Genomic DNA, 26,712 nt, shown 5'->3' with positions numbered 1-26,712 from the left:
GCCAACAGTAGCCCGGACGGCATCCGGGCAGGGCGACGAGCCTGCGGACCTTCCGCTTCTGGGCCCTCGTCGTCAAAACTGGTGGAGAACTGATGGCCGACGCAAGGACGGAAGACCTCTCGCAACGGCGTCGTTTCTGCCACGATTCCGAGTGGGCGGGGCACACAGCAACGCACCGCCGGTCGTCACACCTCTGATCAGTGGGAGAGTCACGGTGTACTTCGCCGCACTGCTCGCGCGCACTCAAGACGGGTGGGAAGCGAGCGACACAGAGCTCGACGATGTGGAGACCCTGTCGGATCTGACCGACCTGGCCCGCGAGGCCTCGGTCGACGAGGACACGGTGCTCGTATTCATCGAGCAGGAGGACGCGTGGTTCGGCCTCGTCCGGGTGGAGGGCGAGGAAGACCCTCGTATCTATGTCTCGGACGCGGCCTCGGCCGCACGCTCCTCTTACGGGGAGATCCTCACCAATGAACTGCTCGGCAGGGACAATGACGACCCGGCCGACGACCTGGACACGCTCGATCTGGACGGGACGGAGGACGGAGAGCCGGACGTGGAGACCGAGGACGACACGGAGCTCGACGAAATCGTCGCGGTCGGCGAACTGGTGCCTGCCGGGCCAGTGGGCGATCGCGACATCCTGACGGACCTGGGGCTTTCGGAGAAGGAGCTGCTGGCTCTGGAGACCGAAGCGCTGCCGGAGATCGCTGAGGCGTTGGGCGCGTCCGAAGTGCTGGAGGCCGTCCGCTAGTGACGGACCCGGCAACCGATCCCGTACACGATCCGTCGCGTGATCCCATACGGGATCCGTGGGAGGCGTCCATGCGCCTGGCCCTGAAGGAGGCTGAGCGCGCGGCGCTGTCCGGCGATGTGCCGGTCGGCGCCGTCGTGCTGGCCCCGGACGGCACGGTCCTGGCCACCGCCCACAACGAACGTGAGGCGACCGGAGACCCGACGGCGCACGCGGAGGTGCTGGCGATCCGCCGGGCCGCTGCACGGCTCGGCGAATGGCGGCTGACCGGGTGCACGCTGGTCGTCACGCTGGAGCCGTGCACGATGTGCGCGGGCGCGATCGTGCAGTCCCGGGTGGACAGGGTGGTCTACGGCGCGCGGGACGAGAAGGCGGGCGCGGCCGGTTCACTGTGGGACGTCGTACGGGACCGCAGGCTCAACCACCGGCCCGAGGTGATCCTCGGAGTGCTGGAGCAGGAATGCGCCACACAGCTCACGAGCTTCTTCCGCGACCGCTGAGCTGAAGGGAACCGATTTCGGAGCACGGCCCACTGTGGGCTAAGCTCTCTCCCGGTAGCGTGTCCGAGCGGCCGAAGGAGCTCGCCTCGAAAGCGAGTGTGGCGCAAGTCACCGAGGGTTCAAATCCCTCCGCTACCGCTCTTGTCGAAGGGACCCGACGCATCGCGTCGGGTCCCTTCGTGCTCAGCTAGACTCACGCGACCGCGGGCTTGGCAGGGGAGGCAGGGGCTGATGGTGGAAACGAAGAAGATAGCTCTCTACATCGTTGTCGTCTTCGTGCTGTATACGATCATCAACTCTCCGGACAAAGCCGCGGAACTCGTCAAGCTGGGCTTCGAGGGCATCTCGGACGCCGCGAAGAGCGTCGGAGAGTTCATGGCCGAGCTCGTCGATTAGGACCCTTCGGGCACCCCCGGACCACGGCGCGCACTCGCCGGCCGGGTGATCGCGGACCACGAGTTCCCTCCCCTCGCTTTTGCCGCCCCTTCGCCTCTCCGGCGGGGGGCTTTCTGCGGTTTACCTCTCAACTTGCCTTCAACACGGCGTTATCCGGTGCTTGCACACAGTGGACATGTCTTGTGATGCTATGACCGCTTTTGACGGATCAGTTGACCGAAGTTGACCGCGAACCGCGAAGGGGTGGCGTAACCGTGCCGGCCAGTACTGCGCCTCAGGTGCCACCCCAGAACGAACACCCGGAGGACACGCCCGCCGAGGACGCCCCCGACGGCCCAGGCCCTTCGGGCGAGGCTCCGGCCGCCGCGTCCGCCGACGCGCCCGCGGACGCGCTTGCCGACGCCCCGCTCGCCGAGAAACCCCAGAACAGCAAGGGCGCGGACACCCGGGCGCTCACCCAGGTCCTCTTCGGCGAGCTCAAGACCCTGGAGCCGGGCAGCCCGGAACACACCCGAGTGCGTGGGGCGCTCATCGAGGCGAATCTTCCGCTCGTACGGTACGCCGCCGCCCGCTTCCGCTCCCGCAACGAGCCGATGGAGGACGTCGTCCAGGTCGGCACGATCGGCCTGATCAACGCGATCGACCGGTTCGACCCGGACCGCGGGGTGCAGTTCCCGACCTTCGCGATGCCCACGGTGGTCGGCGAGATCAAGCGGTACTTCCGCGACAACGTACGGACCGTGCACGTACCGCGGCGGCTGCATGAGCTGTGGGTGCAGGTCAATGGAGCCACCGAGGACCTGACGACCGCTCATGGCCGCTCCCCGACGACCGCCGAGATCGCCGAACGCCTGAAGATCGCCGAGGACGAGGTGCTGGCCTGCATCGAGGCCGGGCGCTCGTACCACGCGACCTCCCTGGAGGCGGCCCAGGAGGGTGACGGACTGCCCGGGCTGCTCGACCGGCTCGGTTACGAGGACCCCGCGCTGGCCGGAGTCGAACACCGCGACCTCGTACGCCATCTGCTCGTACAGCTCCCCGAACGCGAACAGCGGATTCTCATGCTCCGCTATTACAACAACCTCACGCAGTCGCAAATCAGCCAGGAATTGGGCGTCTCACAGATGCATGTGTCAAGGCTGCTCGCCCGGAGCTTCGCCAGACTTCGTTCCGCAAATAGGATCGAAGCGTAGCTAAAACGGGTAGACCCTTTCGGGGCCTTTACCGGTCGCCCAAATGCCGCACACCCCTTGTTTCCAGCGCATTTTCCCCCGCTACTTGTCGACATGTCACTACAGCGCGTTGCCGACATGTGACATTCTGCCGGAACCGCGTTTGCCGCAGCCTTCCCGCCGGTATTCAGGTGGAGGCTGCGTTCCTCCGATGGTCGTGGCCCACCGCGACCGTCCGCGACCTCAAGGGGGTGGCATGTCCGTAGAACAGGGCAGCTCGAAGGTGCTCACGCTCACAAAGCCCGCACCGGCACCTGTCGTACCTGACAGCTCGGAAGCCATCGACACGCGCACACTGTCCCGCTCCCTTTTCCTGCGGCTCCGCGCACTGGAGGCCGAGGACTCCGCCGGATCGGGCGACTCCCCGGAGCGCACCTATGTGCGCGACACCCTCATCCAGCTCAATCTGCCCCTGGTGCGGTACGCCGCCGCCCGGTTCCGTTCCCGGAACGAGCCGATGGAGGACATCGTCCAGGTCGGCACGATCGGCCTGATCAAGGCGATCGACCGTTTCGACTGCGAACGGGGCGTGGAGTTCCCGACATTCGCGATGCCGACGGTCGTCGGTGAGATCAAGCGCTTCTTCCGCGACACCTCGTGGTCGGTGCGGGTCCCGCGCCGCCTCCAGGAGCTGCGGCTCGCGCTCACCAAGGCCAGCGACGAACTCGCCCAGAAGCTGGACCGGTCCCCGACCGTTCCCGAACTGGCCGTGGTGCTGGGGGTGTCGGAGGAGGACGTGGTCGACGGTCTCGCCGTCGGCAACGCCTACACCGCCTCCTCGCTGGACTCGCCCTCCCCGGAGGACGACGGCGGCGAGGGCTCGCTCGCGGACCGGCTCGGTTACGAGGACACGGCCCTGGAAGGGGTCGAGTACCGCGAATCGCTCAAGCCCCTGCTGGCCAAACTCGCACCCCGGGAGCGGCAGATCATCATGCTCCGGTTCTTCGCCAACATGACCCAGTCGCAGATCGGCGAGGAGGTCGGCATCTCGCAGATGCATGTCTCGCGGTTGCTGACGCGTACGCTCGCGCAGCTGCGGGAGGGCCTGATCGCGGACTGACGCTTCCGAATTGACGGAGCGTCAGCCAAACTGGCGCGATGCGACGACGACGTCAAGGAGCGGTACTCGCGGCGGTCGCGCTCTGCTTCGGCGGGGCGCTGACCGCGTGCGGGAGCGGCGACGACGACGGCTACGCGGCGGTCGGTGCCGCGGGCTCGGGTCCCGGGGCGGCGCCCACGGCCGCCGTACCGCCGAGGGGCACGGTCCTGCTGGTGCCGCTGGACGGCGCGCCGGCCGCGGGGACGGAGCGGCCGGAGGGACCTCGTACGGAAGGTACGGGCGGCGCCCCAGGAGTTGCGAGCTCCAGTCCGGGGGGCACGAGGCCGGGGGGCACGAACAGAACGGGCTCCACCGGCGAGAGCCCACCGGCCGGTCCGGACCCGGCACCCGGCACCGCGCCCGCCGGTACGCCGCCGGCGCCCGGTCCCGGCCCGGGACCCGGGCCTGTTCCGGTGCCCGGCCCCACCCCCGGCAACACCGCTCCCCCTGCCGTACTCACGGTCGGCGCACCGGTCCGTACGGCGCTGGATGTGCGCTGGTGCGAGCAGGTGACCGTGGAGCTCCGCAACATCGGCGGGTCACCCGTGACCTCGGGCACTCTCACCTTCGCGACGCACATCATCGGCCTGCTCGGGGTCGACTGGGCGACCGTCGAGTCGGATCGGCCGCTGCCCGCGCCGATCCCCGCCGGAGCGGCGCGGACACCGTCGTACACCGTGTGCGTGGACAGCTGGCGGGTGCCGCTGGGCATGCGTATCGAGACCCAGGACGTCACCGCCGTATGGAAGTGACGGGAAATGACGCCGCAGGGAAGTGAGCCGGCGGTGAGCTAGGGCGTGTTTGAGAAGTAGCGCCGTCCGCCCGGTAGGGCGGGCCCTGCGGCGTCTGGTGCGTGCAATCGCAAGGCGGTGGGGGCACCCCCAGGCGAAGCTCTGGGGGAGTACTTGGGCGACTCCGACAACACCGCGAGTGCGCGTGCCAGGCGTCGCGGGGCTGGGGCCCCCCGGACGAAGTCCAGGGGGAGGGACTTCTAAAACACGCCCTAGACCAGGGCGAGCGCCGCCACGGCGACGAGAATGCCGACGACCACGACGGCCGCGACGATGCCGATGACCGGCCCGACCCGTGACGCGGACTGGGGCCGCGCGGCGGGCGTCGTCGGCCGGCTCTGCGGCGCGGCCTCATCGACGAAGGCGCGGAACATCTGGGTGTTGCCCGCGGGGTCGTGACCCTCGGGGCCCTGGCCTTGGGGTGCATGGGGGTTGTGTGCCATGGGTCAGGACCCTAGCGAACCCGTTTGGCGTACCCAACCCCGGGCGGCCCGAGATCCATTTGCCTGTAACTACCATCCAATAATATAGTTGCCCTAAGCAATGAATAGTAAATGGCGGGCAAAGACGCGCGGAGAGATGCGAATGGCTACGACCACACCGGCCTGTGTGCGGGATGCCGGAACCGGCGCCGACGCCGACGCGCCGATGACACACCGGCAGATCATGGAGGCGCTGTCCGGGCTGCTGCTCGGCATGTTCGTCGCCATCCTGTCGTCCACGATCGTCTCCAACGCCCTGCCCGAGATCATCACCGACCTCGGCGGCGGCCAGAGCGCCTACACCTGGGTCATGACGGCCTCGCTGCTGTCGATGACCGCGACCACCCCGCTCTGGGGCAAGCTCTCCGACCTCTTCTCCAAGAAGCTGCTGGTCCAGATAGCCCTGGTCATCTACGTCCTCGGCTCGGCGGCGGCCGGCCTCTCGCAGAACGCCGGCACCCTGATCGTCTGCCGGGTGGTCCAGGGCATCGGCGTCGGCGGTCTCTCCGCCCTCGCGCAGATCGTGATGGCCGCGATGATCTCCCCGCGCGAGCGGGGCCGCTACAGCGGCTACCTCGGCGCGACCTTCGCCGTCGCGACGGTCGGCGGCCCGCTGCTCGGCGGCGTCATCACCGACACCTCGTGGCTCGGCTGGCGCTGGTGCTTCTACGTCGGCGTGCCCTTCGCCTTCATCGCGCTGATCGTCCTGCAGAAGACCCTGAAGCTTCCGGTCGTCAAGCGGCAGGTCAAGGTCGACTGGACGGGCGCCCTCGTCATCAGCGCGGCGGTCTCGCTGCTGCTGCTCTGGGTGACCTTCGCCGGTGACAAGTACGAGTGGGTCTCCTGGCAGACGTACGCGATGGTCGGCGGCTCGGTCGCGCTCGGCGCGCTCTTCGTGCTCGTGGAGTCGAAGGCGAGCGACCCGATCATCCCGCTGCGGCTGTTCCGCAACCGCACCATCGCGCTGGCGTCGGTGGCCTCACTCTTCGTCGGCGTCGCGATGTTCGCGGGCACCGTGTTCTTCAGCCAGTACTTCCAGCTGGCGCGCGACAAGTCGCCGACGATGTCCGGCGTCATGACCATCCCGATGATCGCCGGACTGTTCGTCTCGTCGACCGTCTCGGGCCAGGTCATCACCAGGACGGGCCGCTGGAAGGCCTGGCTGGTGGGCGGAGCCGTGCTGCTGACGGCGGGTCTGGGGCTACTGGGCACCATGCGCTACGACACCGCGTACTGGCATGTCGCGATCTTCATGGCGATCACGGGTCTGGGCCTCGGCATGATGATGCAGAACCTGGTGCTCTGCACGCAGAACCAGGTGTCCCCGGAGGACCTCGGCTCGGCCAGCTCGGTCGTCACCTTCTTCCGCTCCCTGGGCGGCGCGGTCGGCGTCTCGGCGCTGGGCGCGGTCATGGCGGGCCGGGTCACCGGCTACGTCAAGGACGGACTGGCCGGACTCGGGCCACAGGGCGCGGCGCTGGGCCACGGCGGCACGGGCGGCGGGTCCATCCCCGACCTGGACCGGTTGCCCGCCCCGATCCGTACGGTGATGGAGAGCGCGTACGGGCACGGGGTCGCCGACATCTTCCTGTACGCCGCCCCGCTCGCGCTGATCGCTCTGCTGGTGACGCTGTTCATCCGGGAAGTCGCGCTGAGGGCCGGGGCGGTACGGGATTAGGCTGCCGCACATGGCACCCAACATTGCCACCAACACTGTGGTGGAACTGGACGAACTGCTGGCGTTTGTACGACCCCGCCACCGGGCGATCCTGCTGACCAGCCGCACGGACGGCACCCCGCAGGGGTCTCCGCTGACGTGCGGGGTGGACGACGCGGGCCGGATCGTGGTCTCTACGTACCCGGAACGCGCGAAGACCCGCAATGCGAAGCGGAATCCACGGGTGAGCGTGATCGTCCTGTCGGACGACTGGAACGGGCCGTGGGTTCAGATCGACGGCACGGCGGAGGTGATCGACTCTCCGGAGTCGGTGGAACCGCTGGTGGAGTACTTCCGCAACATCTCGGGCGAGCACCCGGACTGGGACGAGTACCGCGCGGCGATGGTGAAGCAGGGCAAGTCGATCATCCGGATCACACCGGAACGGTGGAGTCCGGTGGCGAAGGGCGGCTTCCCGGCGAGGCTCAGCGAGGGCTGAGACCGGCCGCCGCGCCGAACCAGGTGGTCAGTGCCAGACGCAGGCCGCGGTGTGCCTGCCGGTCCTGGTCCCGGTCCTGGTCCTGGTCCTGGTCCTGGTGAGCCCCGGCCCAGGCGACGTAGCCGTCGGGGCGGATCAGCAGGGCGGAGGCGGGGAGTGCCTGGTCCGTGACGTCCGCGGGCCGGTTTTCCGTGACGATGTCGATCCGGTCCTTCCAGCCCTCCGCCAGAGCGGCGGCCGAGGCGTCCTCGGTGAAGTCCAGGAGCACCGGGCGGGCTCCCCGCAGCCCCTCCGCGAGCTGTTCGCTGCCGGCCGTGATCTGCGCCTGCATATCGGGCAGCCACTGTCCGGGCAGCAGATGCGGGGCGTCGTGACCCATGTCGTACTGAATATCCGCTCCGGCGAGCAGCGCGGCGATCCGGCGGCGGTTGACCTCACTCTCGAACAGCTCGGCGATGAGATCGCGCGCCGCGGTCAGGTCCTCGCCCGGTCGCATCAGCGCCATCTGCGTACGGGTCTGCATGAGCACCCGCCGGCTGGCGGGCGCCCGCTCGGCCTCGTAGGTGTCCAGCAGACCCTCGGGCGCCCAGCCGGCGATCTCGGCGGCGAGCTTCCAGCCGAGGTTCATGGCGTCCAGCATCCCCAGATTCAGGCCGGGCCCGCCGATCGCGGAGTGCACATGCGCGGCGTCCCCGAGCAGCAGGACACGGCCGGCGCGATAGGCCTCGGCCTGGCGTGAACTCACTCCGGTGAGCCGCCGCAGCAGATGCGGCTCGTCGGCGACGGGCTCCTCCATCGGCAGGTCCGTGCCGAGGACCCGGCGTACGCTCTCGCGCAGTTCGGCGAAGGTCATGGGCGTGGCTTCGTCGGCGGGCGGCCGGTCCCACTCCAGTACGGCGACGAGATGGACGCCGGATCCTGGCGGCATCATCGCGAACGAGAAGACGCCGTGGGCGAGCCGGTTCTGCGTGTACGGCCGGAGCGGCGCATCCAGTCCTGGCAGGTCGAGCTCGCCGGTGACCGGGTCCAGCAGGGCCTCGGGGATCACGGCGTGTCCGGTCCGGGAGACGAAGCTGTCGTCGGTGGTGCCCGGGAAGGCGATGTTCACTTCCTTGCGGACGAGGCTGTGGCCGCCGTCGGCTCCGACCAGGTAGCGCGTACGCAGGCGATAGGCGCCCTCGGGACCGCGGATGGCGAGGTCCACGTCCGTGCCGTCGTCCCGGAGGGAGGTCAACTCGTGCCCGCGGCGAATCTCGACGCCGAGTTCGATGGCACGCTCCTCCAGCACCTGCTCGATACGGGGCTGCGGGACCGGGAGCACGTGCATGGGGTTGCCCTCCAGCCCGCGGAGGTCGAGCGGTATGCCGCTGAACTGGTAGAAGGGCACGGGCTCCGGGGGCCCGGCGCGACCGGCGAGCGGCTCGTAGAGCCCACGGAGCTCAAGCGCCTGGACCACGCGTCCGACGAGCCCGTTGGCCTTGGGGAGGTCGCTGCGGGCGGGAAGCCGCTCCAGCACGACGGGACGCGCACCGGCGAGGCGCAACTCGCAGGCGAGCATGAGCCCGTTCGGACCGCCGCCTGCGATGACAACGTCCACGGTCATGGGGTCTCCTTCGTCGAACGGTGGGTCCAGATGCGTGTCAGTCTCGGTTGACGACCCCGCCCTGTCAACTCAGATTGACGCGCGGGCCGGTTCGGCGGGCTGACGACCCCATCCATCCCCAGGGGCCGGGCCACCGGCGGGCCGTTCCGGACAACGGCCCGCCCGGGCCGCCGGCGGGGGCCGCGTCACACGAAGGGCCGCAACCCGCGCCGAGGCACAAGGACCCGCACCCGCACCTACGCGCGAGCAACCATCGCTTCGATGCCGTCTATCAGCAGGTCCAGCGCGAAGCCGAAGTCCCTCTCCCTCATCTCCTCCACCGTCTGCCCACCCCTCGCCTCCATCAGCTCCGCCGCGCTCTCGAAGTTCTCCTTGAACTCCGGCGCCTCGCTGATCGCCCCCATCGCCTGCCGGAAGTACTCGTCCTGGCTCACCCCCGCCGCCGCGCACCTCTCCTTGAAGTGCCCCTCGATCGCCCCGAACCCGTACACGAAATGGAACACCGCCGCGAGCCCGCCCATCTGCCCCTCCGGCGGCAGCCCCGTGTTCCGCATGACCTGCTGCACCGCCAGCGAGAACCCCATCGAGTGCGGGCCGATGTTCAGGAACGTACCGATCAGCGCCGACACCCACGGGTGCCGTACCAGCAATGTCCGGAACCCCGCCGCCAGTTCACGCAGCTGCTCCCGCCAGTCGCCCTCCGCGCCGACATCCGGCAGCTCAAGCGTCCCGAAGACCGCGTCGAGGGCCAGCTCCAGGAGGTCGTCCTTGGTGTCCACGTACCAGTAGACGGACATCGCGGTGACGTTCAGCTCCGCGGCCAGCCGCCGCATCGAGAACTTCGCCGCGCCCTCCGTGTCCAGCAGCCGTACCGTCGCGTCGATGATTTTGTCGCGGTCCAGACCGTGCGGGTGGCCGCCCGACTTCCGTCCTCGGCCGGCAGCGCCCGCGGCACCCGCGGGGCCCGCCTTGCCCTCCAGCCATACGCTGGTCCTCGCGGGACCTTTCGCGCGGTCGGCCGTACTCACCATCGCGCATCCTCCTCGATCGGCCGGTTGGCCCCAGCTCCGATGCTATGCCGCCGCCTTCAGCGAATCTGCCCTCTCGGCCCGCCGCAGCAGCAGAGCGCGTCGAGACGGTGCTGTCGAGCAATGCCTGCTCCTTGCACGTGTACGGCGTATGGGACGAAGAGGTCCCATACGCCGCACACGACTTCCTGTACGCCGTACAGCTACTTCTCGGCGGTCAGGTCGTAGAGGGTCGCGCCGTCCACGGTGACCTCGGTGAAGGTGGCCGCGATCCAGGTGCTGATCTCGGAGCTGGTGCCCCCGCCCGCGCGGCCACCGCCGCCACCGCCACCCCCACCGCCCTGTTCGCCGCTACCGATGAAGTAGTGGATCTTCCCTTCGGCGACGTACTGCTTGAACTGCGCGAGCGTCGGGGACGGGTCGCTGCCGTTGAAGCCGCCGATCGCCATGACCGGGTTTCCACCGGCGAGCTGATAGCTGGCGGCGTTCTGGGAGCCGACGGCCGCGGCGACCCAGGTGTAGTCACCCGCGTTCTCCCGCAGCTTGGCCTCGACCTCGGCGGAGACGGTCGCGCCGTTGAGAAGCCCGCCCATGCCGCCGCCCCCGGTGCCGCGTTCGCCCTGCGCGCCGCCTGCGCCGCCGGGGAAGCCCCCGGCCGGGAGGCCGCCGGCCTGCTGCCCCTGGGCCGCTGCACCTTGAGGCGGTGTGCCCTGCGGCTGCGTGCCCTGCGGCTGCGTGCCCTGCTGGCCGGGCGGCTGCATGCGCCCGCCGCCGTCGCCACCACCGCGCGGACCACCGCCGCCACCGCCCATGCCCCCGCCAGGACCGCCCCGGCCGCCCGACACCGCGGGCCCCGCCGTCACGATCGAGCCCACATGCGCCTCGCTCACCGTGGTCAGCGCGTACGCGGTCGGCCCCGCCAGCGACGCCGCGAGCGCGAGCCCGGCCGCGCCCAGCACCAGCCGCCGCCCCAGCCGTCCCGCCACCAGCAGCATCACCGCGGCAGCCAGACCGCCGAACAGCACCGCCCAGCGCAGCCACGGCAGGTAGTCCGTGCTCCGCCCCAGCAGGATGTACGACCAGACCGCCGTCACCGCGACCGTGGAGCCCAGCGCCACCGAACCGAGCAGCTTCGTCCGCTCCTCCCACAGCATCGTGGAGCCCATGCCGACGAGCGCGGCGATGTACGGCGCGAGCGCCACCGTGTAGTACTCGTGGAAGATGCCCGCCATGAAGCTGAAGATCCCCACGGTCATCAGCAGCGAGCTGCCCCAGACCAGGAAGGCCGCGCGGGCCGTGTCCATACGCTTGGCGCGCCAGGTGACCACGAGCCCGGCGACGAGCAGCAGCAGCGCGGCGGGCAGCAGCCAGGCGATCTGGCCGCCGATGGTCCCGGTGAACATCCGGTCGTAGCCGGTCTCTCCCCAGCTGCCACCGCCGCCACCGCCACCGCCGCCCACGCTGCCGGTCTCATTGCCGTTGATCCGGCCGAGGCCGTTGTAGCCGAAGGTCAGCTCCAGGAAGCTGTTGGTCTGCGAGCCGCCGATGTACGGACGTGAGGCGGCGGGCCACAGTTCGACGATGGCCACCCACCAGCCCGCCGACGCGACCATCGCGAGCCCGGCCAGACCGAGCTGGCCGAGCCGGCGCCGTACGGTCGTCGGCGCGCACACCGCGTACACCAGTGCCAGCGGCGGCAGGATCAGGAACGCCTGCAGCGTCTTCGTCAGGAACGCGAAGCCGGCCGCGACGCCCGCCCAGACCAGCCACTTCGTCCGCGCGCCTTCGAGGGCGCGCAGCACGCAGTACACGGTCACGGTCATCAGCAGCGCGAGCAGCGCGTCCGGGTTGTTGAAGCGGAACATCAGCGCGGCGACGGGGGTCAGCGCCAGTACCGCGCCCGCGATCAGCCCGGCGGCGGGGGTGAAGCGGCGGCGGACTGCGGCATACACCACGCCCACCGTCGCGACGCCCATCAGCACCTCGGGCAGCAGGATCTGCCAGGAGCCGAGCCCGAAGAGCCGTACGGACAGGGCCATCGGCCACAGGGCGGCCGGGGGCTTGTCGACGGTGATGGAGTTCCCGGCGTCGGACGAGCCGAAGAAGAAGGCCTTCCAGCTCTCGCTGCCCGCCTGGACGGCGGCGGAGTAGAAGGAGTTGGCGTAGCCGGAGGCGCTCAGGTTGTAGAGGTAGAGGAGCGCGGTGGCGAGGAGCAGCGCGAGGAAGGCGGGCCGCACCCAGCGGGCGTCCTCCTCCCGCCCCCGCCGCAGGCGTTCAAGTCGTCTGCGAGGAGCCTCAGCCGTGGTCGTCGCTGCCGCGGGCGACGCGTCGTGCGGATGGGTCGTGGTCATCGTGCGTTCCTTACGTCGTCGGCAACATCAGTGGCGTACGGGCTGTTCTCTTGGCTTGGGTCCGGGAAGACCCACGCCCGGAAGAGCAGGAACCGCAGCACCGTCGCCGCCAGATTCGCGGCGATCAGGACCGCCAGTTCGGTGCCGTGGGTGGGGTTCCCGGCCGCCGCTTCCAGAGCCCCCAGCGAGCCGCTCGTCAGCGCGAGCCCGATGGCGAACACGACCAGGCCCTGGGCCTGATGACGGAGCGCGCGGTCCCGGCCCCGTACCCCGAAGGTGAGCCGCCGGTTCGCCGCGGTGTTCGCGAGGGCGGAGAGCAGCAGCGCGCCCGCATTGGCCACCTGAGGCCCCACGCCCGCCCGGAAGACCGAATACAGCAGCAGATACAGCAGCGTGGAGAACGCGCCCACCACGCAGAAGCCGACCAGCTGCCGGGCGAGCCCGCCCGGCACCCCGCTGAGCTGCCGGTCACGCGGGTCGTCCCCGAAGGGCCGCACCAGCCGGTCCAGCGGCAGCGCGCCGACCGCCAGCGCCCGCCCCACCCGCCAGACTCCCTTGAGGTCCTCGGTCGCCGTACTCACGATGTGCACGGTCGAATCCGGGTCGTCGACCCAGTCCACCGGCACCTCGTGGATGCGCAGCCCGGCGCGCTCGGCCAGCACCAGCAGCTCGGTGTCGAAGAACCAGCCCGTGTCCTCGACCATCGGCAGCAGGCGCTCGGCGACGTCTCGCCGTATCGCCTTGAATCCGCACTGCGCGTCGGAGAACCCGGCCGCCAGCGACGACTTGAGAATCAGGTTGTAGGCGCGCGAGATGAACTCCCGCTTCGGGCCGCGCACCACCCGCGAGGAGTGCGCGAGACGCGATCCGATCGCGAGGTCCGAGTGCCCGGAGATCAGGGGCGCGACTAGCGGCAGCAGGGCGTTGAGGTCGGTGGACAGATCCACGTCCATATAGGCGAGGACGGGGGCGTCGGAGTGTGACCACACGGTGCGCAGCGCACGCCCGCGCCCCTTCTCCTCCAGCCGGTACGAACGCACCTCGGCGATCGAGGCTGCGAGCCGGGCCGCCACCGCGGGGGTGCGGTCGGTGCTCGCGTTGTCGGCGACGGTGATCCGGAAGCTGTACGGGAAGGTCCGCGCCAGGTGCTCGCGGAGCCGCAGTACGCACCGTTCGAGGTCGGCCTCCTCGTTGTAGACCGGGATCACCACATCGAGTACGGGCAGGTCGGCCGCGGCGGCGAGCAGATGCTCCCGGGCCGGCAGAGTCCCCCTTGGGGTGTCGGTTCGCATGACACGACTCTTGGCGGGCGCGCTGTCACGGCAGTGTGCTGCGCCTGTGCCCAGTCTGTGAGTACTGCTCGGAGTACTGCTCGGAGTACTGCTCGGAGTACTGCTCGGAGTACTGATCGGGGTACTGCTCGGTCGGCATTTCCACGGCGAAGAGGGTGTGCCCCGGCCGGGACCGCACCGACACCCTCCCGCCGTGCGCGGTGACGACCGCCTGGACGATCGCCAGCCCGAGCCCGGTGGATCCGGCGTGCCGTGATCTGGACGCGTCGCCGCGCGCGAACCGCTCGAAGATGTGCGGGAGCAGCTCCTGCGGGATGCCGGGCCCGTCGTCCTCGACCTCCAGCACGACGGTCGGCCCGCCACGCCGTACGCGCGCGGTGACGGTCGTACCGGGTGGCGTGTGGGTACGGGCGTTCGCCAGCAGGTTCACCAGCACCTGATGGAGCCGGGGGCCGTCACCGAGCACGGTCGCCGGTTCGACGGGCAGCTCCAGCCGCCATGTGTGGCTCTGGTCGGCGGCCTGCGCGTCGCTGACAGCGTCCATGACCAGCGGCGAGAGATCGGTGCTCTCGTACGAGAGCGGGCGGCCGTGTCCGGTGTCGAGCCGCGCGAGCAGCAGCAGATCCTCCACCAGACCGGTCATCCGGGTGGCCTCGGCCTCGATGCGCCCCAGCGCGTGCCGGGTGTCCGCGCCGACCTCTTCGCGCCCGCGCCGGGTCAGCTCGGCGTACCCGCGGATCGAGGCCAGCGGCGTACGCAGCTCATGGCTGGCGTCCGCGACGAACTGCCGGACCCGTGTCTCGCTCTCCTGCCGCACGGCGAGCGCCGAACCGACATGCCCGAGCATCCGGTTGAGTGCGGCGCCGACCTGCCCGACCTCGGTGCGGGGGTCGGCTTCGGCGTCGGCGACCCGTTCGTACAGGGTCACTTCGCCGCTGTGCAGGTTCAGCTCGGAGACCCGGGTGGCGGTGGCGGCGACGCGCCGCAGCGGCCGGAGCGCCACGCCGACCAGGGCGCCGCCCGCGATTCCGGCGGCGATCAGTCCGGCACCGGTGACGCTGACCTCGACCAGGATGAGGGTGGTGATCCCTTTCTGTACATCGCTGGTGGGGATCCCGACGAGGAAAGTGCCGTTCTCACCCTGTGTGTACTTGACCCGGTAGCCGCCCCGGCCAGGCAGCTCGACGGTGTGCGATTCGCTGTCGTGCGGGACTTGGGCCAAGGCGTTGGCCTGTGCGGTGTTGAGCCCTTCCTCCCCGAGGTCACCCGCCTCCGACTCGACGCTGACCAGAGAGTCGGAGACCGTGCCGTCAGGGTTGAGCTGGACGCCGGCAGTGCCCACGGGCGTACCGCCGCCGGTTACGAAGCCGAGCGCCCGCCAGCCGGGCGGCGGCCCGTCCGCGAGCTTGCCCGGCGGCCGGCCCGCCGCCCGGGCCGCGATATCGCCCAGCTGAGTGTCCAACTGCCCGTACAGGTAGCTCCGGTAGGCAATCGTCGTGACCGTGCCGATCACCGCCGACACGACCGCGATCAGCGTCACCGCCGAGACCACCAGCCGCGTCCGCAACGACCATCTGCGCCCCTTCAAGCCCCTCATCTACTCGTCTACTCGTCTACTCGTCTACTCGCCGGGCTTGATCAGGTAGCCGGCGCCGCGCCGGGTGTGGATCATCGGCGTCCGTCCGGCGTCGATTTTCTTCCGCAGATACGAGACGTACAGCTCGACCACATTGGCCTGCCCGCCGAAGTCGTACGACCACACCCGGTCGAGGATCTGCGCCTTGCTCAGCACCCGCCGCGGATTGCGCATCAGGAAGCGCAGCAGTTCGAACTCGGTCGCGGTGAGGTGAATGGACTGCCCCGCGCGGCTGACCTCGTGGCTGTCCTCGTCCAGGGTCAGATCGCCGACCGCCAGCATCGATTCGCTGCGTGTGCTCGCCGCCCCCGACCGCCGGATCAGCCCGCGCAGCCTGGCCACGACCTCCTCCAGCGAGAACGGCTTGGTGACGTAGTCGTCGCCGCCCGCCGTCAGCCCCGCGATCCGGTCCTCGACCGCGTCCCGGGCGGTCAGGAAGAGCACCGGCACCTCGGGCAGGTCGCGGCGCAGCCGCCCCAGGACGGCCAGACCGTCCATGTCGGGCAGCATCACATCCAGGATCACCGCGTCGGGCCGGAAGTCGCGCGCCGTGCGCACCGCGCCCGCGCCGTCGCCGGCGCTGCGGACTTCCCACCCTTCGTAGCGCAGGGCCATCGACAGCAGTTCGCTCAGCGCCGCCTCGTCGTCGACGACGAGCACCCGGACGGGGCTGCCGTCCGGCCTGAGCATTTCGGTACGCCTGTGGTGCGAGGTCGCGGTCATGGTGCTGACCTTGCGACCCCGCCCTGAGAGGGCCCTGGTTCTTTCCTGTGAATTACCTGAGAAAAACCTGGGCCTCCCGTGCTCCGGCGCTCAGGGCTCGGTGGGACTCGCGGGCTCGGTGGGACTGGCAGGCTCGGTGAGACCGCGGGACTGTTCCGGCCCCGGTGCCGGTGCCGGTACAGCCAATATGGGCGGTCTGCGGTTCAGGGAGAAGTCGCCGGCGCCGCCCATGAACCGGGCCCAGATCCGCGGGGGGAAAACGTTGCCGCGCGCGGAGTCGTCGCCGCCTACACCCTGGAGGGGGAGAAGAGACTTTCCGGGCTTGTTGCGGAAAAGGGTGACGGCGGTGGACAGGTCCGGGCTGTAGCCGACGAACCAGGCCGACTTGGTCCTGTCGTTGTCGCCTGTGGCGACGGATGCCGATGCGGCGTCAACGGTCTTGGTGCCGTTGGTGCGGGCCACGCCGTGCAGCACTTCATTGACGACGCCGACCGTCTTCGGTTCGAGGGCGAGACGGGAGCGGGGACGGTCGAGGCCACCCAGTGGCTTTCCGCCCTTGAGGATTCGGGTCACCGAGTACGGATCCGTCTGCATACCGTCGTTGGCGAAGGTGGCGTAGGCGTCGGCCATACGGATGGCGCTGGGCGTCGATGTGCCGATGGAAAAGGTCTGTTCCAGGGGGGCCATGCTGCTCGGCGCCAGCCCGGACTTCACGGCTGTATCCCTGATCCGGGTCCATCCCACTGTCTTGCCGAGCCGGACGAACGGCCCGTGGCTGGAGGTCACCAGGGCGCTTTCCAGGACCGGCAGTTCGGGAGCGCCTTCCGCCATGGCGGGAATGCTGCCGGATTTGTCACCCAGCACGCCCTGGAAGTAGGCGGCCAGCACGAAGGGCTTGAATACCGACCCGACCGGGACACCGGATGTGTCGGCGTTGTTGGTGAAGTGCTTGGTGGCGTCGGCGCCGCCGTAGAGGGCGACGATGGCCCCGTCCTTGGGCCGGACGGATGCGGCACCGACCTCGACATAGCGGTCGGCGGCACGCTTCTTGGGGTCGATGGCGGCGCCGGTGACCTCCTTGACGGCCTGCTGCAGCCGCTCCACCTTGTCCTTCTCGAACGTCGTGTGGATCTGGTAGCCGCCGCGTGCGAGGTCCTTGGCGGTAAGACCGATGCTCTTCCTGATGTAGTTGTCGGCCACGGCGACGAGGTAGCCGGTCTGGCCCGCCATGCTCGTCGACATGGACTGCCGCTTGGGTTCCGGGAACACCCGGTACTTGGCGCGCTCGCTCGCGCTCATCAGCCCCACCTCGACCTGGCGGTCCAGGATCCAGCTCCAGCGCTCGACCGCGCGCTTGTGGTTCGCCGTACTGAGCGCGGGGTCGTACTGATCCGCGCCCTTCAGCAGCGACGCCAGCATCGCGGCCTGGCTGGGGTTGATGTCCTTGGCGGGAATGCCGTAGTACGCAGCCGCCGCCGCCTGGATTCCATTTGCCCCGCGTCCGAACCAGCTGGTGTTGAGGTATCCCTGCAGGACCTCACCCTTGGACTTCTGCCGGCTCAGCTTCAAAGAGATGAAGAATTCCTTGAGCTTGCGGGTGTAGGTCTGTTCCTGGGTCAGGTAGGTGTTCTTCACATACTGCTGGGTGATCGTCGAGCCGCCCTGGGCATCCTGTCCGCGGGCCATGTTGACGCCCGCACGCGCCAGGCCTGTGACCGAGACGCCGGAGTCGCTGTAGAAACTCGCGTTCTCCGCGGCCACCACCGAGTTCTGTACCGAAACCGGTATCTGATCAAGCCGCACGATCTGCCGGTCCACCTCGCCGACAGACACCAGCTGGCTGCCGTCCGCCCAGTAGTAGACGTTGGCTTCCTGACGTGCCGCCGCATTCTCATCCGGAATGTCAATGCGCGCGTACAAGATGGCGAAGAGCCCGGACAGGGCTCCCAAGCACATCAGCGAGGACCCCAGCAGCAGCCGCCACGACGGTAACCAGCGCCGAAGGCCCGCTCTCCCGCGGCGCGGATAGTCGATCAAGCGCCTGCGACCTGAGACGGGAGTGGCGGCAGGGGCGGGGTGGTTCTGTGCCGGGGACGGGGGTTTGCGCATATGAGGGAACTCCTTGCCCGGCAGTCATCCCGGAGGACGGCTGCGTGTGCGGACAGCCCAAGGGCGGTCCGCCGGTCCGCGACCCGAGTTCAGCGCTTGACGTACAAGCAGGGCCGACGCGTTGCTCCACCTCTGAGACGGTGAGAGAGCGCCAACGGATGTCAGGAAAGTGTTTGCCTTCATTCGCTTCCGAGCCCGGATACCGGCTGCCGCACAGGGATCTAGGAGGTGAACCGGGCGAACAGCCTGGCCCCGTTCTCGTAACAGACGGCTCGCAGCCAGTCGTCCCCGAGCTCCAGCCGCTCCAGCGCCTGAAGCTGATGGACGTACGGATAGGGGATGTTCGGGAAATCGGTCCCGAGGAGTATCCGGTCACCCAGGCCGAGCAGCCGGTCGCGCTCCCGTTTCGCTTGGGGGAAGGGCGTATGACGCTCGACGAAGTCCGTGAAGGCCATGGTCGTGTCCAGCATGACGTGGCTGTACGAGTCGGCCAGATCGAGGAAGTCGGTGTACTCGGGCATTCCCATGTGCGCGACGATCAGCCGCAGCCGGGGATGGCGCGCGAGCACCCGCCCCACCGGCTCGGGCCCGGTGTACTTGCCGGGCGCGGGCCCGGACCCGCAGTGCATCACCACCGGGACGGCGGCCTCGGCGAGCAGCCCCCATACGGGATCCAACAGCGGGTCGTTGGGGTCGTAGGCCCCCACCTGGAGGTGCGACTTGAAGATCCGCGCCCCGCGCTCGACGGCTTCGCGCACGTACCTCTCGGCGCCCTCCTCCGGGAAGAGGGTGGCCGTGTGCGCGCACTCGGGCGTACGCGCCGCGAAGTCGGCGGCCCAGCCGTTGAGCCAGGCGGCCATCCCCGGCTTGTGCGGATACAGCATCGAGGTGAAGGTGAGCACGCCGAATTCGCGGAGCAGGGCGACGCGCCGCTCTTCCTCGTGCCGGTAGGTGATGGGCCAGTCCGTGCCGGTGAGCGGCCCTACGGCGTCGAAGTAGGCCCACACTTTCTTCAGTACCTGGTCGGGCATGAAGTGCGTGTGTACGTCAACGAGTCCAGGTACTCCGAGCCGCCCCCAGAACCTCCGTACATCTGCCGCTTCTATCCCACTCTCTATCCCACTCGCACTCGCACTCTCACTGGCGCTCAAAGGCGTAACTCCGCTCGACCTTGCCGACATGGACGGTGTAGCTGTCGTACCACTCGGCCCGCCCGCGCCGCTGCGCGGCCTGGTGCTGCAGGTTCTGCTGCCAGGTGGCTATGGAGTGCTCGTCCCTGAAGTATCCGACGGTGATGGCGAGCCCGCCGGGGGTCTTGGCGGACTCGTATCCGAGGAAGCCCGGTACTTCCTTCACGAGGTCCTCCATCCGCTGAGCGGTCTCGCCGTAGCCCTCGGCGCCATCCGGACGTACGGAGGTGAAGACGACGGTGTAGTACGGCGGTTCATGTGCCGGAACAGGTTTGATGGTCATGGCACTCACCTTCCGTGCCGGGCCGGGCGGGTGTCCACACACATTGCAGTAAGGGATCCATAGGGGATCCAAGTCTTGACCTTGAACCTTCAGAACAGCCCGTCCTGCACAGACTGGGGAGGCGGCATCACGTCAACCACAGGCACGGTCACTCCCGCCCCGGCATCGGCCCCGACGAGCGCCCACCCGTTCATGAGCCGCGTATCGAGCACGATCACCGCTCCCCCCGGGGTCCGCAGATGGAGATCGGGCCCGGCGGTGGCCAGCAGCCGCCCGGCGACCACGCCACCGTCGACCAGCTCGCGTACGACGCCGGTGGCGGGAGCCAGCCCCTCCAGCCCAAAAATGCCCGCGTGATCAACGGCCTCGAACTCCAACGGCTCCAGCGACTCCGCCCACCCCTTGAGAGTGACCGCGCGCCGGTGCAGCGCCTCGATCTCCGCCACCCGCTCCGCCGCGCCCGGCAGCTCGGCCCGCGCGGCGCGTTTGGCCGCGTACGGAATCCGATCGGGCACCCCCAGGGCCGTACGCAGCAACTCCTCGGTCCGCCGCGCGGCCATCAGCGGCCCGCGCCCGAGCCAGCTGAAGACGACGGCCCCTTGCTCCAGCAGCCGCGCGGGGCCGCGCTCCTCGCCGGTGATGCCGACCTTGACCATCCCGGGCCCGAACCAGGCGAGGTAGACGCGGTACGTACGCGGGTCGTCGGCCATGGTGTCGGCGGCGACCGAGTGGGCGCGGTCAAGCCGCGCGCACTCCGGGCACCGCGCCTGGGTCGCCCGCCCGGCCACGACGGCACCCAGGGGACAGGCGTTGCCACGAGCCCCCACGCAGCGCCGCTCCCCCTCGGCGCGGAAGCCGAGCTCTTTCCCGCTGGTCAGGGGGCTGATGCGGCCGCCTTCCCAGAGGAGGACGGGCACCCGCGCCTCCCGTGGCCACGCGAGTCCCGCACACCGCCACGCCATATTCGCCTGCCTCCGCCCGCCCTAGCCGTGTGCGTCGCTCAGCCCTCTCCCCAGGCACTCAACAAGACGGGCGGCGATATGCCCTTCGGGGTCGAGGCGCGGGTTGAAGATCGTCACATCAAAGCCGATGGCGCGGTCACCGGCCAGGGCGGTGCGCAGCACACTCTCCAGTTCCGGCCAGGTCAGCCCGCCCGGTTGGCGGTAGTCGACGGCAGGCATGATCGCGTCGTCCAGTACGTCGACGTCGAGGTGCACCCAGTATCCGGCGCTCCCGCCCCCGGCCAGCAGCTCAACGGCTTGGCGCGCTGCCACGGCGGCCCCGAGGGCCCGCACCCGGTCGAGGTCGACCGCGTGCAGGCCGGGCGGCAGCGGCTGCATCCCCGCCTCGGCGGACTGGGCTGCATCCCGGAACCCGAAGGCGACGACATCCTCGTCCCGCAGCAACGGCCCGAGCCCTTCGAGGTCAGTGAGCAGCCGGGGGCCACGGCCCGTCGCGAGGGCGAGCTCCATCGATGCCGCCTCCCCGGTCGGTTCGGCGGACGGCTGGTAGAAGTCGGTGTGGCCGTCGAGGAACAGCAGGCCGTACCGTCCGCGTCGTCGGCGTAGGGCGAGGAGGTTGCCCAGCAGGATGCTGCAGTCGCCGCCAAGGACGACGGGGAAGAGACCACGGTCCAGTACGCCGCCGACGGCATCGGCCAGGGCGACGGAGTACCGCGCGATGCCACCGGGATTGAGGACCCCGGTGTCAGGATCCCGCCCGGCCTCGTACGCGGGCGCCTCGACCCGCCCGGCCCTCACCGCCCCGACGCGCTCGGCGAGTCCGGCCCGGAGGAGAGCCCCGGGCAACTCCTCAACGCCGGACGGCCGCAACCCGAGCACGGAAGGCGCCTCGATGACCGCAAGCTCGCGCACTCCAAGCCCCTAATCGGTTGGGTTGTCCGCCGGTACGCCTGCCCCGAAGGAGTCCGCCGCCGCCTGGATCGCGGCAACGTACTCCCGCCACCAATCCTGGTCCCCGAGCTCGTCCTGATCAGTACCGCCGCGCCCGTCGATGAGCTCGCGGACGACATCCGCATGGCCCGCATGCTGCGCGGTCTCGGCCACCATCCGAATGATCAGGACGCCCAGGGTCGTGTCGCGCCGCTCCTCCGGCCAGTGAGCCACCCATCCGGGGGCCTCCAGATCCAGCTCCGCGATGGTCTGATCGCCGTGCGCGCAGGCCCGCTTGTAGAGCCCGATCAGGTACTCGCTGGACTCGTCGGCCGTCGCCCACATATCGGCGCCATGCCAGATCGACCCGTCCTCGGTCCACGACATGGTCTCCGGCGCCGGCCGCTTGAACGAAGCTCCGAGGTATTCATACTCCACACCGGCCAGGTGCTTGATAAGGCCGAGCAAGTTGGTGCCGGTCGGTGTCATGGGCCGACGCAGGTCGTACTCGCTCAAGCCGTCGAGCTTGGAGAGCAGCCCGGCCCTGCCCGCTTGCAGCTTGCGGTGTAGCTCCTGCTTCAGATCGAACACATTTACGCCTCTCGTACGACGGCACCCGCTGTCCTTGAGGAGAAGGATGCCGGGTGCCGCGTCCGTGTACACGCCTGATCGTTCGGTCAGTTGTCTGCTTGGGCCTCCAGCGTCCTCTGCATAATGCGTGCTCCCTCGCCCATCATCTCGGCGATAGGACCAGCGAGGTCGTCCGGTGTCACGTCGGTGATCCAGACGAATCGACTCTGTTCCTCGCCATCGGCGAAGACCTGCATCGACGCGTGATGGTGCTTGGGCGCCGGTGCCAGTGACCCGCCAACCACGGTATAGGCGACCCGGCGTGCTTCGTCGTCGATGTCGACGAGAAGCTCGTGCACCACGACGCCGCTCGCGAAGGTCACGACTCTGATGTCGCCCTTGAGCTGGGTGTCTGTCACGAATCCGGGCACCAGGCACCGGTGCACCTCGCCGACGTCCCGGAGCGCCGCCCAGACGCGATCAGGGGTGCTGTGGACCAGGAATTCCTTACGTATGTGAGCCATGTCAGGCGCCGGTGGTGAGGCAGAACGGGTGCCCCTCGGGGTCGGTGAGCACCACCCACTCGCCGTCGCCGGGCTGGAACTCGGGCATCGACGCGCCGAGGGCGAGCAGTTCCTTGGCGGCGCTCTCCAGGTCGGTGACGGTGAGGTCGAGGTGCGCGTGCTTGCGGTCGTCGGGCCATCCCGGCGCCTGGTATCCCTCGATGCGCTGGAAGGCGACCTGTATCGGACCGCCGTCGCCCAGAGAGGCGAAGTCCTGGTCGCTGGAGGTGATGTCCCAGCCGGTGGCCTTCTGGTAGAACTCGGCGAGCGTGGCCGGATCGGCGCAGTCGATGGTGATCGCGCTGAACTGTGCGAGAGCGGGCATGCCGATGACTCCTTCGTATCGTTCGTATCGGTGCTGGTGAGGCGTGACGTAACGGGTCACGTCGATCAGCCTGCTCGCGGCAGTGGGTCCTCGTCTTGAACATCCTTGCGCGGACGATTGTCAGACCCTCGGCGTAGCGTTCAAGAGTGCTCTCAGCTACCGCTCTCGCTGTCCGGCCCGATTTCAGCGTCACCGCTGTGACGTGCCAGGACGAGCACACCCGCTGGTCGGAGGCCGAAGTGCGGGACGACTACCGGGTGGTGCTCGTGCGCCGCGGCCGGTTCCGCAGGCGCGCGGCCGGCGCCCGCGCGGATATCGACCGGACGATGTCGTACGTAGGCGTGCCGGGCGAGGAAGAACAGTTCGCCCACCCCGCCGGAGGAGACGACTGCACGTCGATCAGCCTGACACCGGCGCTCTGGCAGGTCATGGCCGGCGACACAGCACACCTGGCCACGCAGAGCGTGTACGTCGATGCCCGCCTCGACCTCACCCATCGCAGGCTCCTCGCGACCGCCCGGACGGGGGATCTCGACTACGCGCTGACGGAGGAATTGCTCGGCCTGCTCGCCACCACCCTCGGCCAGGTCGTCTCCGGCCCCACACCGCTCGGCGCACAAGCCCTCGCACAAGCCCCCAGAAACGAAGCGTCTCTCGTAGCGGCAGCCCGCCAGGCGATCACCGACGGCCACCCGGCCTCGGACGGACTGTTTCCGCTCGCGGGACTGCTCGGCGTCTCGCCGTACCGCTTGAGCCGGTCCTTCACCCGCGAACTGGGCATATCGGTGACCCGCTATCGCAATCGCGTCCGCATAGGCCGGGCACTCGACCGCTTGGAGGAGGGAGAAACCAGTCTCGCCACCCTCGCCGCGGACCTCGGCTTCGCCGACCAGGCCCACCTGAGCCGGACCATGCGCCAGTACCTGGGCCACACCCCGACGGCACTGCGACGCCTGCTCGTCCCTGGGACGCCTATACCTCCCGTAGGGCATTGAGGCAGCGCGTGCCTTGGGTGCGCAGAGCCTCGGCAAGTTCGGGCGGGGCGTGGGTGAGGGTGAAGTCCGCGTCGACCGAGGTGATCATCCACGCGAGGTCGCGGGGGGTATCGGCGCCGAGGTGCAGTAGGCAGCTGTGGTCGTCGATGGGTTCGATGACGCCCATGCCGGGCCAGACGCGGTCGGCGACCGCTGCGGCGGGCTCGTGCAGGGTGATGCCGGCCTGGAAGCGCCACGTCCGCGACGACAGCTGGTGGGCCACATAGGTCGCCACGTCGCCGTCGGGTAGTTCACGACGGGTGAACCGCGGGCCGGTCGGGGTGCGTGGGGTGAGCCGGTCGACGCGGAAGGTGCGCCAGTCCGTGCGGTCGGTGTCCCAGGCGACCAGGTACCAGTGGCGCCCGAAGCTGACCAGGCTGTGCGGCTCGACCGAGCGGACACTGTGGCCGCCGCGGGGGCTCGTGTAGTCGAAGCGCAGCCGCTCACTGCGGCGGCACGCCTCAGCGATGGCCATGAGGGTGTCCGCGGAAACCTTGGGTGCCGGGTCCGCGCCGGCCCGGACAGTAGCGGTGTGCAGGGTGTTCACCCGGTGCCGCAGCCGGGATGGCAACACCTGCTCCAGCTTGGTGAGCGCCCGCAGGGAGGACTCCTCGATCCCGGTGACCGAGCCGCCCGCCGCGGTGCGCAGCCCGATCGCGACGGCGATGGCCTCATCGTCGTCGAGCAGCAGCGGGGGCAGCTTGGCCCCGGCGCCGAGCCGGTAGCCGGCGGTGCCCTGGGTGGCGTGCACCGGGTAGCCGAGCTCGCGCAGCCGCTCCACATCGCGGCGCAGGGTGCGCCGGCTGACCGCGAGGCGTTCGGCGAGCTCGGCGCCGGACCAGTCGCGATGGGTCTGGAGCAGGGAGAGCAGCTTCAGCAGCCGTCCTGAAGTCTTCAACATGCCTCCAGACTGGCGGAGCTTAGGACAGAAACTGACCTCAGCGAGCCCTAGCTTCGCAACCATGACGAACGCGACACCCGATATCCGCCCCTTCCGCATCGACATCCCGCAGGCCCAGCTCGACGATCTCCACTCCCGTCTGGCCGCCACGCGCTGGCCGGACGAACTGCCCGGTGTCGGCTGGAGCCGCGGCGTTCCGGTGGCGTACCTGAAGGGACTCGCCGAACACTGGCGTACCGCCTACGACTGGCGGACGCACGAGGCGGCGCTCAACCAGCATCCCCAGTACATGACCACCATCGATGGACAGAACATTCACTTCCTGCACGTGCGCTCCCCCGAGCCCGACGCCACGCCGCTGATGCTGCTGCACGGCTGGCCGGGCTCAGTGGTGGACTTCCTCGATGTCATCGGCCCCTTGTCCGATCCCCGCGCGCACGGTGGCGATCCGGCAGACGCCTTCCACCTGGTCGTCCCCTCGCTGCCGGGGTTCGCGTTCTCCACCCCGCTGGCCGGGCCGGGCATGGGCGCGGCCACGATGGCCGGGGCGCTCACCCAGCTGATGTCCCGCCTCGGCTACGCGCGCTACGGCGTCCAGGGCTACGACACCGGCTCGTGGGTCGCCCCGGAGATGGGCAAGCAGGCGCCGGACCGCGTCATCGGCATCCATGTCAACGCGATGTTCACGTTCCCGGTCGGCGCGGAGGGCGAGACGGACGGCCTCACCGAGGTCGAACAACGACGCTGGCAGACCATGCAGAACTTCAACGACGGCTACCTGCAGTGCAACTCCAAACGGCCGCAGACCGTGGCGTACGCCCTCACCGACTCCCCCGTCGGTCAGCTGGCCTGGATCGTGGAAAAGTTCAAGGAGCTCACGGACCCGGAAGAGGGACTGCCCGAGGACAGCATCGACCGGGACCACATCCTGACCGAGGTCTCGCTGTACTGGCTGACCGGCACGGCCGCTTCAGCCGCCCAGATCTACTACGAGGAGATCTCCGCGAACGCCTGGGGCGAGGCCGCAGCCACCGACTGGAGCACCGACTCCGGCGTAGCCACCGAACAAGACACCAGCTGGGGCAACGACCAGGACAACTGGGCCGACCAGCGCGGGACGGTGCCCACGGCCGTACTGGTCTCCACCCACGACGTGACCATCCGCCGCTGGGCCGAACGCGACCACAACGTCGTGCGGTGGACCGAACTGGACCGCGGCGGCCACTTCCTCGCGATGGAAGCCCCGAAGCTGCTCGTCAGCGACGTCCGCGAGTTCTTCGGCAAAGGGCACTGACAGAGAGATCCGACCCGGCCGGTAGAAGGAGAGGCTGACGATGAGGCGGGTCACTCCCCGAGATCCAGGCGGACAGCCTCTCGGCACCACGGGGGCACACGGAGCCGGGGCAGGGTGGCGGCGGGGAACCAGTGGAACATGATGCCCTCGGTGATCGGGAGGGCGTGGGCGTCGCCGTCCCAGTGGGTGCGGAAGACCTTGATGGCGCTTTTGTCGAGGGGCCCGGCGTCCTCCTGCTGGACGGTGACAAATTCCTCCAGAGGGAGGTCGAGTCCGGTCTCTTCCTTGAGCTCGCGGGCGATGGCATCACTGAGGCTCTCGCCGGGTTCGGGCCGGCCGCCGACGAGGGCCCAGTAGCCGGGCCAGCAGATGCCGGGGATGTCGTCGCGGAGGTGGAGCAGGTATTCGCCGCGACTGTTGGTGATGAGGGCGGCGGTTCCGGTGTCCGGGTGCTGCCCGGCGTCTGTGGTCACGTCTCATGTGTGCCCAAAGGCCGGCGGCCGTG

At 69.4% G+C, this 26,712-nt stretch carries 27 protein-coding genes and 1 tRNA gene; 11 read left to right on the top strand and 17 right to left on the bottom strand.

The features are described from left to right. Positions 1 to 214 precede the first annotated feature (214 nt). The 7 genes from ACIHCQ_RS03500 to ACIHCQ_RS03470 all read left to right on the top strand — a co-directional run bounded on the left by ACIHCQ_RS03500 (position 215) and on the right by ACIHCQ_RS03470 (position 4,736). Entirely contained in the window at positions 215 to 757 is a 543-nt protein-coding gene (locus ACIHCQ_RS03500; RefSeq protein ID WP_399657341.1) for a hypothetical protein, read from the top strand. Positions 758 to 828: 71 nt separating this feature from the next. Beyond that, on the top strand, positions 829 to 1,257 hold the full coding sequence (gene tadA / locus ACIHCQ_RS03495) for a tRNA adenosine(34) deaminase TadA (protein ID WP_399657339.1): 429 nt from the start codon (positions 829 to 831) through the stop codon (positions 1,255 to 1,257). Between the two features lie 53 nt (positions 1,258 to 1,310). After that, positions 1,311 to 1,395: transfer RNA gene (locus ACIHCQ_RS03490), tRNA-Ser, on the top strand. 93 nt (positions 1,396 to 1,488) lie between these two features. Beyond that, complete coding sequence (locus ACIHCQ_RS03485; RefSeq protein ID WP_399657337.1) at positions 1,489 to 1,653, top strand: hypothetical protein; 165 nt, start codon at positions 1,489 to 1,491, stop codon at positions 1,651 to 1,653. A gap of 254 nt (positions 1,654 to 1,907) precedes the next feature. Then, positions 1,908 to 2,846, top strand: coding sequence for an RNA polymerase sigma factor SigF (locus tag ACIHCQ_RS03480; RefSeq protein ID WP_399657335.1), 939 nt, complete (start codon positions 1,908 to 1,910; stop codon positions 2,844 to 2,846). Between the two features lie 235 nt (positions 2,847 to 3,081). Then, the gene (locus ACIHCQ_RS03475; RefSeq protein WP_399657333.1) at positions 3,082 to 3,945 is read left to right on the top strand and encodes an RNA polymerase sigma factor SigF; all 864 of its coding nucleotides are present in this window, start codon (positions 3,082 to 3,084) and stop codon (positions 3,943 to 3,945) included. Between the two features lie 38 nt (positions 3,946 to 3,983). After that, the gene (locus ACIHCQ_RS03470) at positions 3,984 to 4,736 is read left to right on the top strand and encodes a hypothetical protein (RefSeq protein WP_399657331.1); all 753 of its coding nucleotides are present in this window, start codon (positions 3,984 to 3,986) and stop codon (positions 4,734 to 4,736) included. 251 nt (positions 4,737 to 4,987) lie between these two features. Here the strand turns inward: ACIHCQ_RS03470 and ACIHCQ_RS03465 are convergent, their stop codons facing one another. Further along, positions 4,988 to 5,218, bottom strand: a complete 231-nt coding sequence (locus ACIHCQ_RS03465; RefSeq protein WP_399657329.1) for a hypothetical protein — start codon at positions 5,216 to 5,218, stop codon at positions 4,988 to 4,990. A 142-nt stretch (positions 5,219 to 5,360) separates the two neighbouring features. Here ACIHCQ_RS03465 and ACIHCQ_RS03460 point away from each other — a divergent pair, with 142 nt between their 5' ends. Beyond that, positions 5,361 to 6,935: an MDR family MFS transporter gene (locus ACIHCQ_RS03460; RefSeq protein WP_399657327.1), complete on the top strand. Its 1,575-nt coding sequence runs from the start codon at positions 5,361 to 5,363 to the stop codon at positions 6,933 to 6,935. A gap of 10 nt (positions 6,936 to 6,945) precedes the next feature. After that, positions 6,946 to 7,413, top strand: coding sequence for a PPOX class F420-dependent oxidoreductase (locus ACIHCQ_RS03455; RefSeq protein ID WP_399657325.1), 468 nt, complete (start codon positions 6,946 to 6,948; stop codon positions 7,411 to 7,413). Here the strand turns inward: ACIHCQ_RS03455 and ACIHCQ_RS03450 are convergent. The 14 genes from ACIHCQ_RS03450 to ACIHCQ_RS03385 all read right to left on the bottom strand — a co-directional run bounded on the left by ACIHCQ_RS03450 (position 7,400) and on the right by ACIHCQ_RS03385 (position 22,978). After that, complete coding sequence (locus ACIHCQ_RS03450) at positions 7,400 to 9,016, bottom strand: FAD-dependent monooxygenase (protein WP_399657323.1); 1,617 nt, start codon at positions 9,014 to 9,016, stop codon at positions 7,400 to 7,402. The two genes, ACIHCQ_RS03455 and ACIHCQ_RS03450, sit on opposite strands and share 14 nt — an antisense overlap. A 236-nt stretch (positions 9,017 to 9,252) precedes the next feature. Further along, positions 9,253 to 10,047, bottom strand: a complete 795-nt coding sequence (locus tag ACIHCQ_RS03445; protein ID WP_399657321.1) for a TetR/AcrR family transcriptional regulator — start codon at positions 10,045 to 10,047, stop codon at positions 9,253 to 9,255. A gap of 200 nt (positions 10,048 to 10,247) precedes the next feature. Next, positions 10,248 to 12,395: an ArnT family glycosyltransferase gene (locus ACIHCQ_RS03440; protein ID WP_399657319.1), complete on the bottom strand. Its 2,148-nt coding sequence runs from the start codon at positions 12,393 to 12,395 to the stop codon at positions 10,248 to 10,250. Then, complete coding sequence (locus tag ACIHCQ_RS03435) at positions 12,392 to 13,687, bottom strand: glycosyltransferase (protein WP_399657317.1); 1,296 nt, start codon at positions 13,685 to 13,687, stop codon at positions 12,392 to 12,394. Before ACIHCQ_RS03435 ends, ACIHCQ_RS03440 begins: the two co-directional genes overlap by 4 nt. Positions 13,688 to 13,712: 25 nt before the next feature. Further along, entirely contained in the window at positions 13,713 to 15,284 is a 1,572-nt protein-coding gene (locus ACIHCQ_RS03430; protein ID WP_399657315.1) for a sensor histidine kinase, read from the bottom strand. A 24-nt stretch (positions 15,285 to 15,308) separates the two neighbouring features. After that, the gene (locus ACIHCQ_RS03425) at positions 15,309 to 16,046 is read right to left on the bottom strand and encodes a response regulator transcription factor (RefSeq protein ID WP_399657312.1); all 738 of its coding nucleotides are present in this window, start codon (positions 16,044 to 16,046) and stop codon (positions 15,309 to 15,311) included. 90 nt (positions 16,047 to 16,136) lie between these two features. Next, positions 16,137 to 18,155, bottom strand: coding sequence for a transglycosylase domain-containing protein (locus ACIHCQ_RS03420; protein WP_399657310.1), 2,019 nt, complete (start codon positions 18,153 to 18,155; stop codon positions 16,137 to 16,139). Positions 18,156 to 18,376: 221 nt separating this feature from the next. Next, positions 18,377 to 19,336 (bottom strand): amidohydrolase family protein, encoded by a 960-nt coding sequence (locus ACIHCQ_RS03415; protein WP_399657308.1) that lies wholly within the window; start codon positions 19,334 to 19,336, stop codon positions 18,377 to 18,379. After that, the gene (locus ACIHCQ_RS03410; RefSeq protein WP_399657306.1) at positions 19,293 to 19,628 is read right to left on the bottom strand and encodes an antibiotic biosynthesis monooxygenase family protein; all 336 of its coding nucleotides are present in this window, start codon (positions 19,626 to 19,628) and stop codon (positions 19,293 to 19,295) included. The genes ACIHCQ_RS03415 and ACIHCQ_RS03410 overlap by 44 nt, the downstream gene beginning before the upstream one ends. 89 nt (positions 19,629 to 19,717) lie before the next feature. Beyond that, positions 19,718 to 20,590 carry a DUF2797 domain-containing protein gene (locus ACIHCQ_RS03405; RefSeq protein ID WP_399657304.1) on the bottom strand — a complete coding sequence of 291 codons (873 nt, stop codon included), beginning with the start codon at positions 20,588 to 20,590 and terminating at the stop codon, positions 19,718 to 19,720. Positions 20,591 to 20,611: 21 nt separating this feature from the next. Then, positions 20,612 to 21,502, bottom strand: a complete 891-nt coding sequence (locus ACIHCQ_RS03400; RefSeq protein WP_399657302.1) for an arginase family protein — start codon at positions 21,500 to 21,502, stop codon at positions 20,612 to 20,614. A 9-nt stretch (positions 21,503 to 21,511) separates the two neighbouring features. Continuing rightward, the gene (locus ACIHCQ_RS03395; protein ID WP_399657300.1) at positions 21,512 to 22,111 is read right to left on the bottom strand and encodes a DinB family protein; all 600 of its coding nucleotides are present in this window, start codon (positions 22,109 to 22,111) and stop codon (positions 21,512 to 21,514) included. Positions 22,112 to 22,197: 86 nt separating this feature from the next. Beyond that, entirely contained in the window at positions 22,198 to 22,614 is a 417-nt protein-coding gene (locus ACIHCQ_RS03390) for an SRPBCC family protein (protein WP_399657298.1), read from the bottom strand. 1 nt (position 22,615) lies between these two features. Further along, a complete protein-coding gene (locus tag ACIHCQ_RS03385) occupies positions 22,616 to 22,978 on the bottom strand; it encodes a VOC family protein (protein WP_399657296.1) in 363 nt (120 codons plus the stop codon). A gap of 146 nt (positions 22,979 to 23,124) precedes the next feature. Here ACIHCQ_RS03385 and ACIHCQ_RS03380 point away from each other — a divergent pair, with 146 nt between their 5' ends. After that, positions 23,125 to 23,973 (top strand): helix-turn-helix domain-containing protein, encoded by an 849-nt coding sequence (locus ACIHCQ_RS03380; protein WP_399657294.1) that lies wholly within the window; start codon positions 23,125 to 23,127, stop codon positions 23,971 to 23,973. Here the strand turns inward: ACIHCQ_RS03380 and ACIHCQ_RS03375 are convergent. Then, positions 23,951 to 24,913: a helix-turn-helix transcriptional regulator gene (locus ACIHCQ_RS03375; protein ID WP_399657292.1), complete on the bottom strand. Its 963-nt coding sequence runs from the start codon at positions 24,911 to 24,913 to the stop codon at positions 23,951 to 23,953. The two genes, ACIHCQ_RS03380 and ACIHCQ_RS03375, sit on opposite strands and share 23 nt — an antisense overlap. A 61-nt stretch (positions 24,914 to 24,974) precedes the next feature. Between ACIHCQ_RS03375 and ACIHCQ_RS03370 the strand changes: the two genes are divergently transcribed. Further along, positions 24,975 to 26,207, top strand: a complete 1,233-nt coding sequence (locus ACIHCQ_RS03370) for an epoxide hydrolase family protein (protein WP_399657290.1) — start codon at positions 24,975 to 24,977, stop codon at positions 26,205 to 26,207. A 50-nt stretch (positions 26,208 to 26,257) separates the two neighbouring features. Here ACIHCQ_RS03370 and ACIHCQ_RS03365 read toward each other — a convergent pair whose 3' ends face one another. After that, the gene (locus ACIHCQ_RS03365) at positions 26,258 to 26,680 is read right to left on the bottom strand and encodes an NUDIX domain-containing protein (RefSeq protein WP_399657288.1); all 423 of its coding nucleotides are present in this window, start codon (positions 26,678 to 26,680) and stop codon (positions 26,258 to 26,260) included. Between the last annotated feature and the right edge of the window lie 32 nt (positions 26,681 to 26,712).

It is taken from the genome of Streptomyces sp. NPDC052236 (assembly GCF_044548015.1).
Classification (GTDB): Bacteria; Actinomycetota; Actinomycetes; order Streptomycetales; family Streptomycetaceae; genus Streptomyces.
This window is presented reverse-complemented; position numbering and strand designations above follow the sequence as displayed.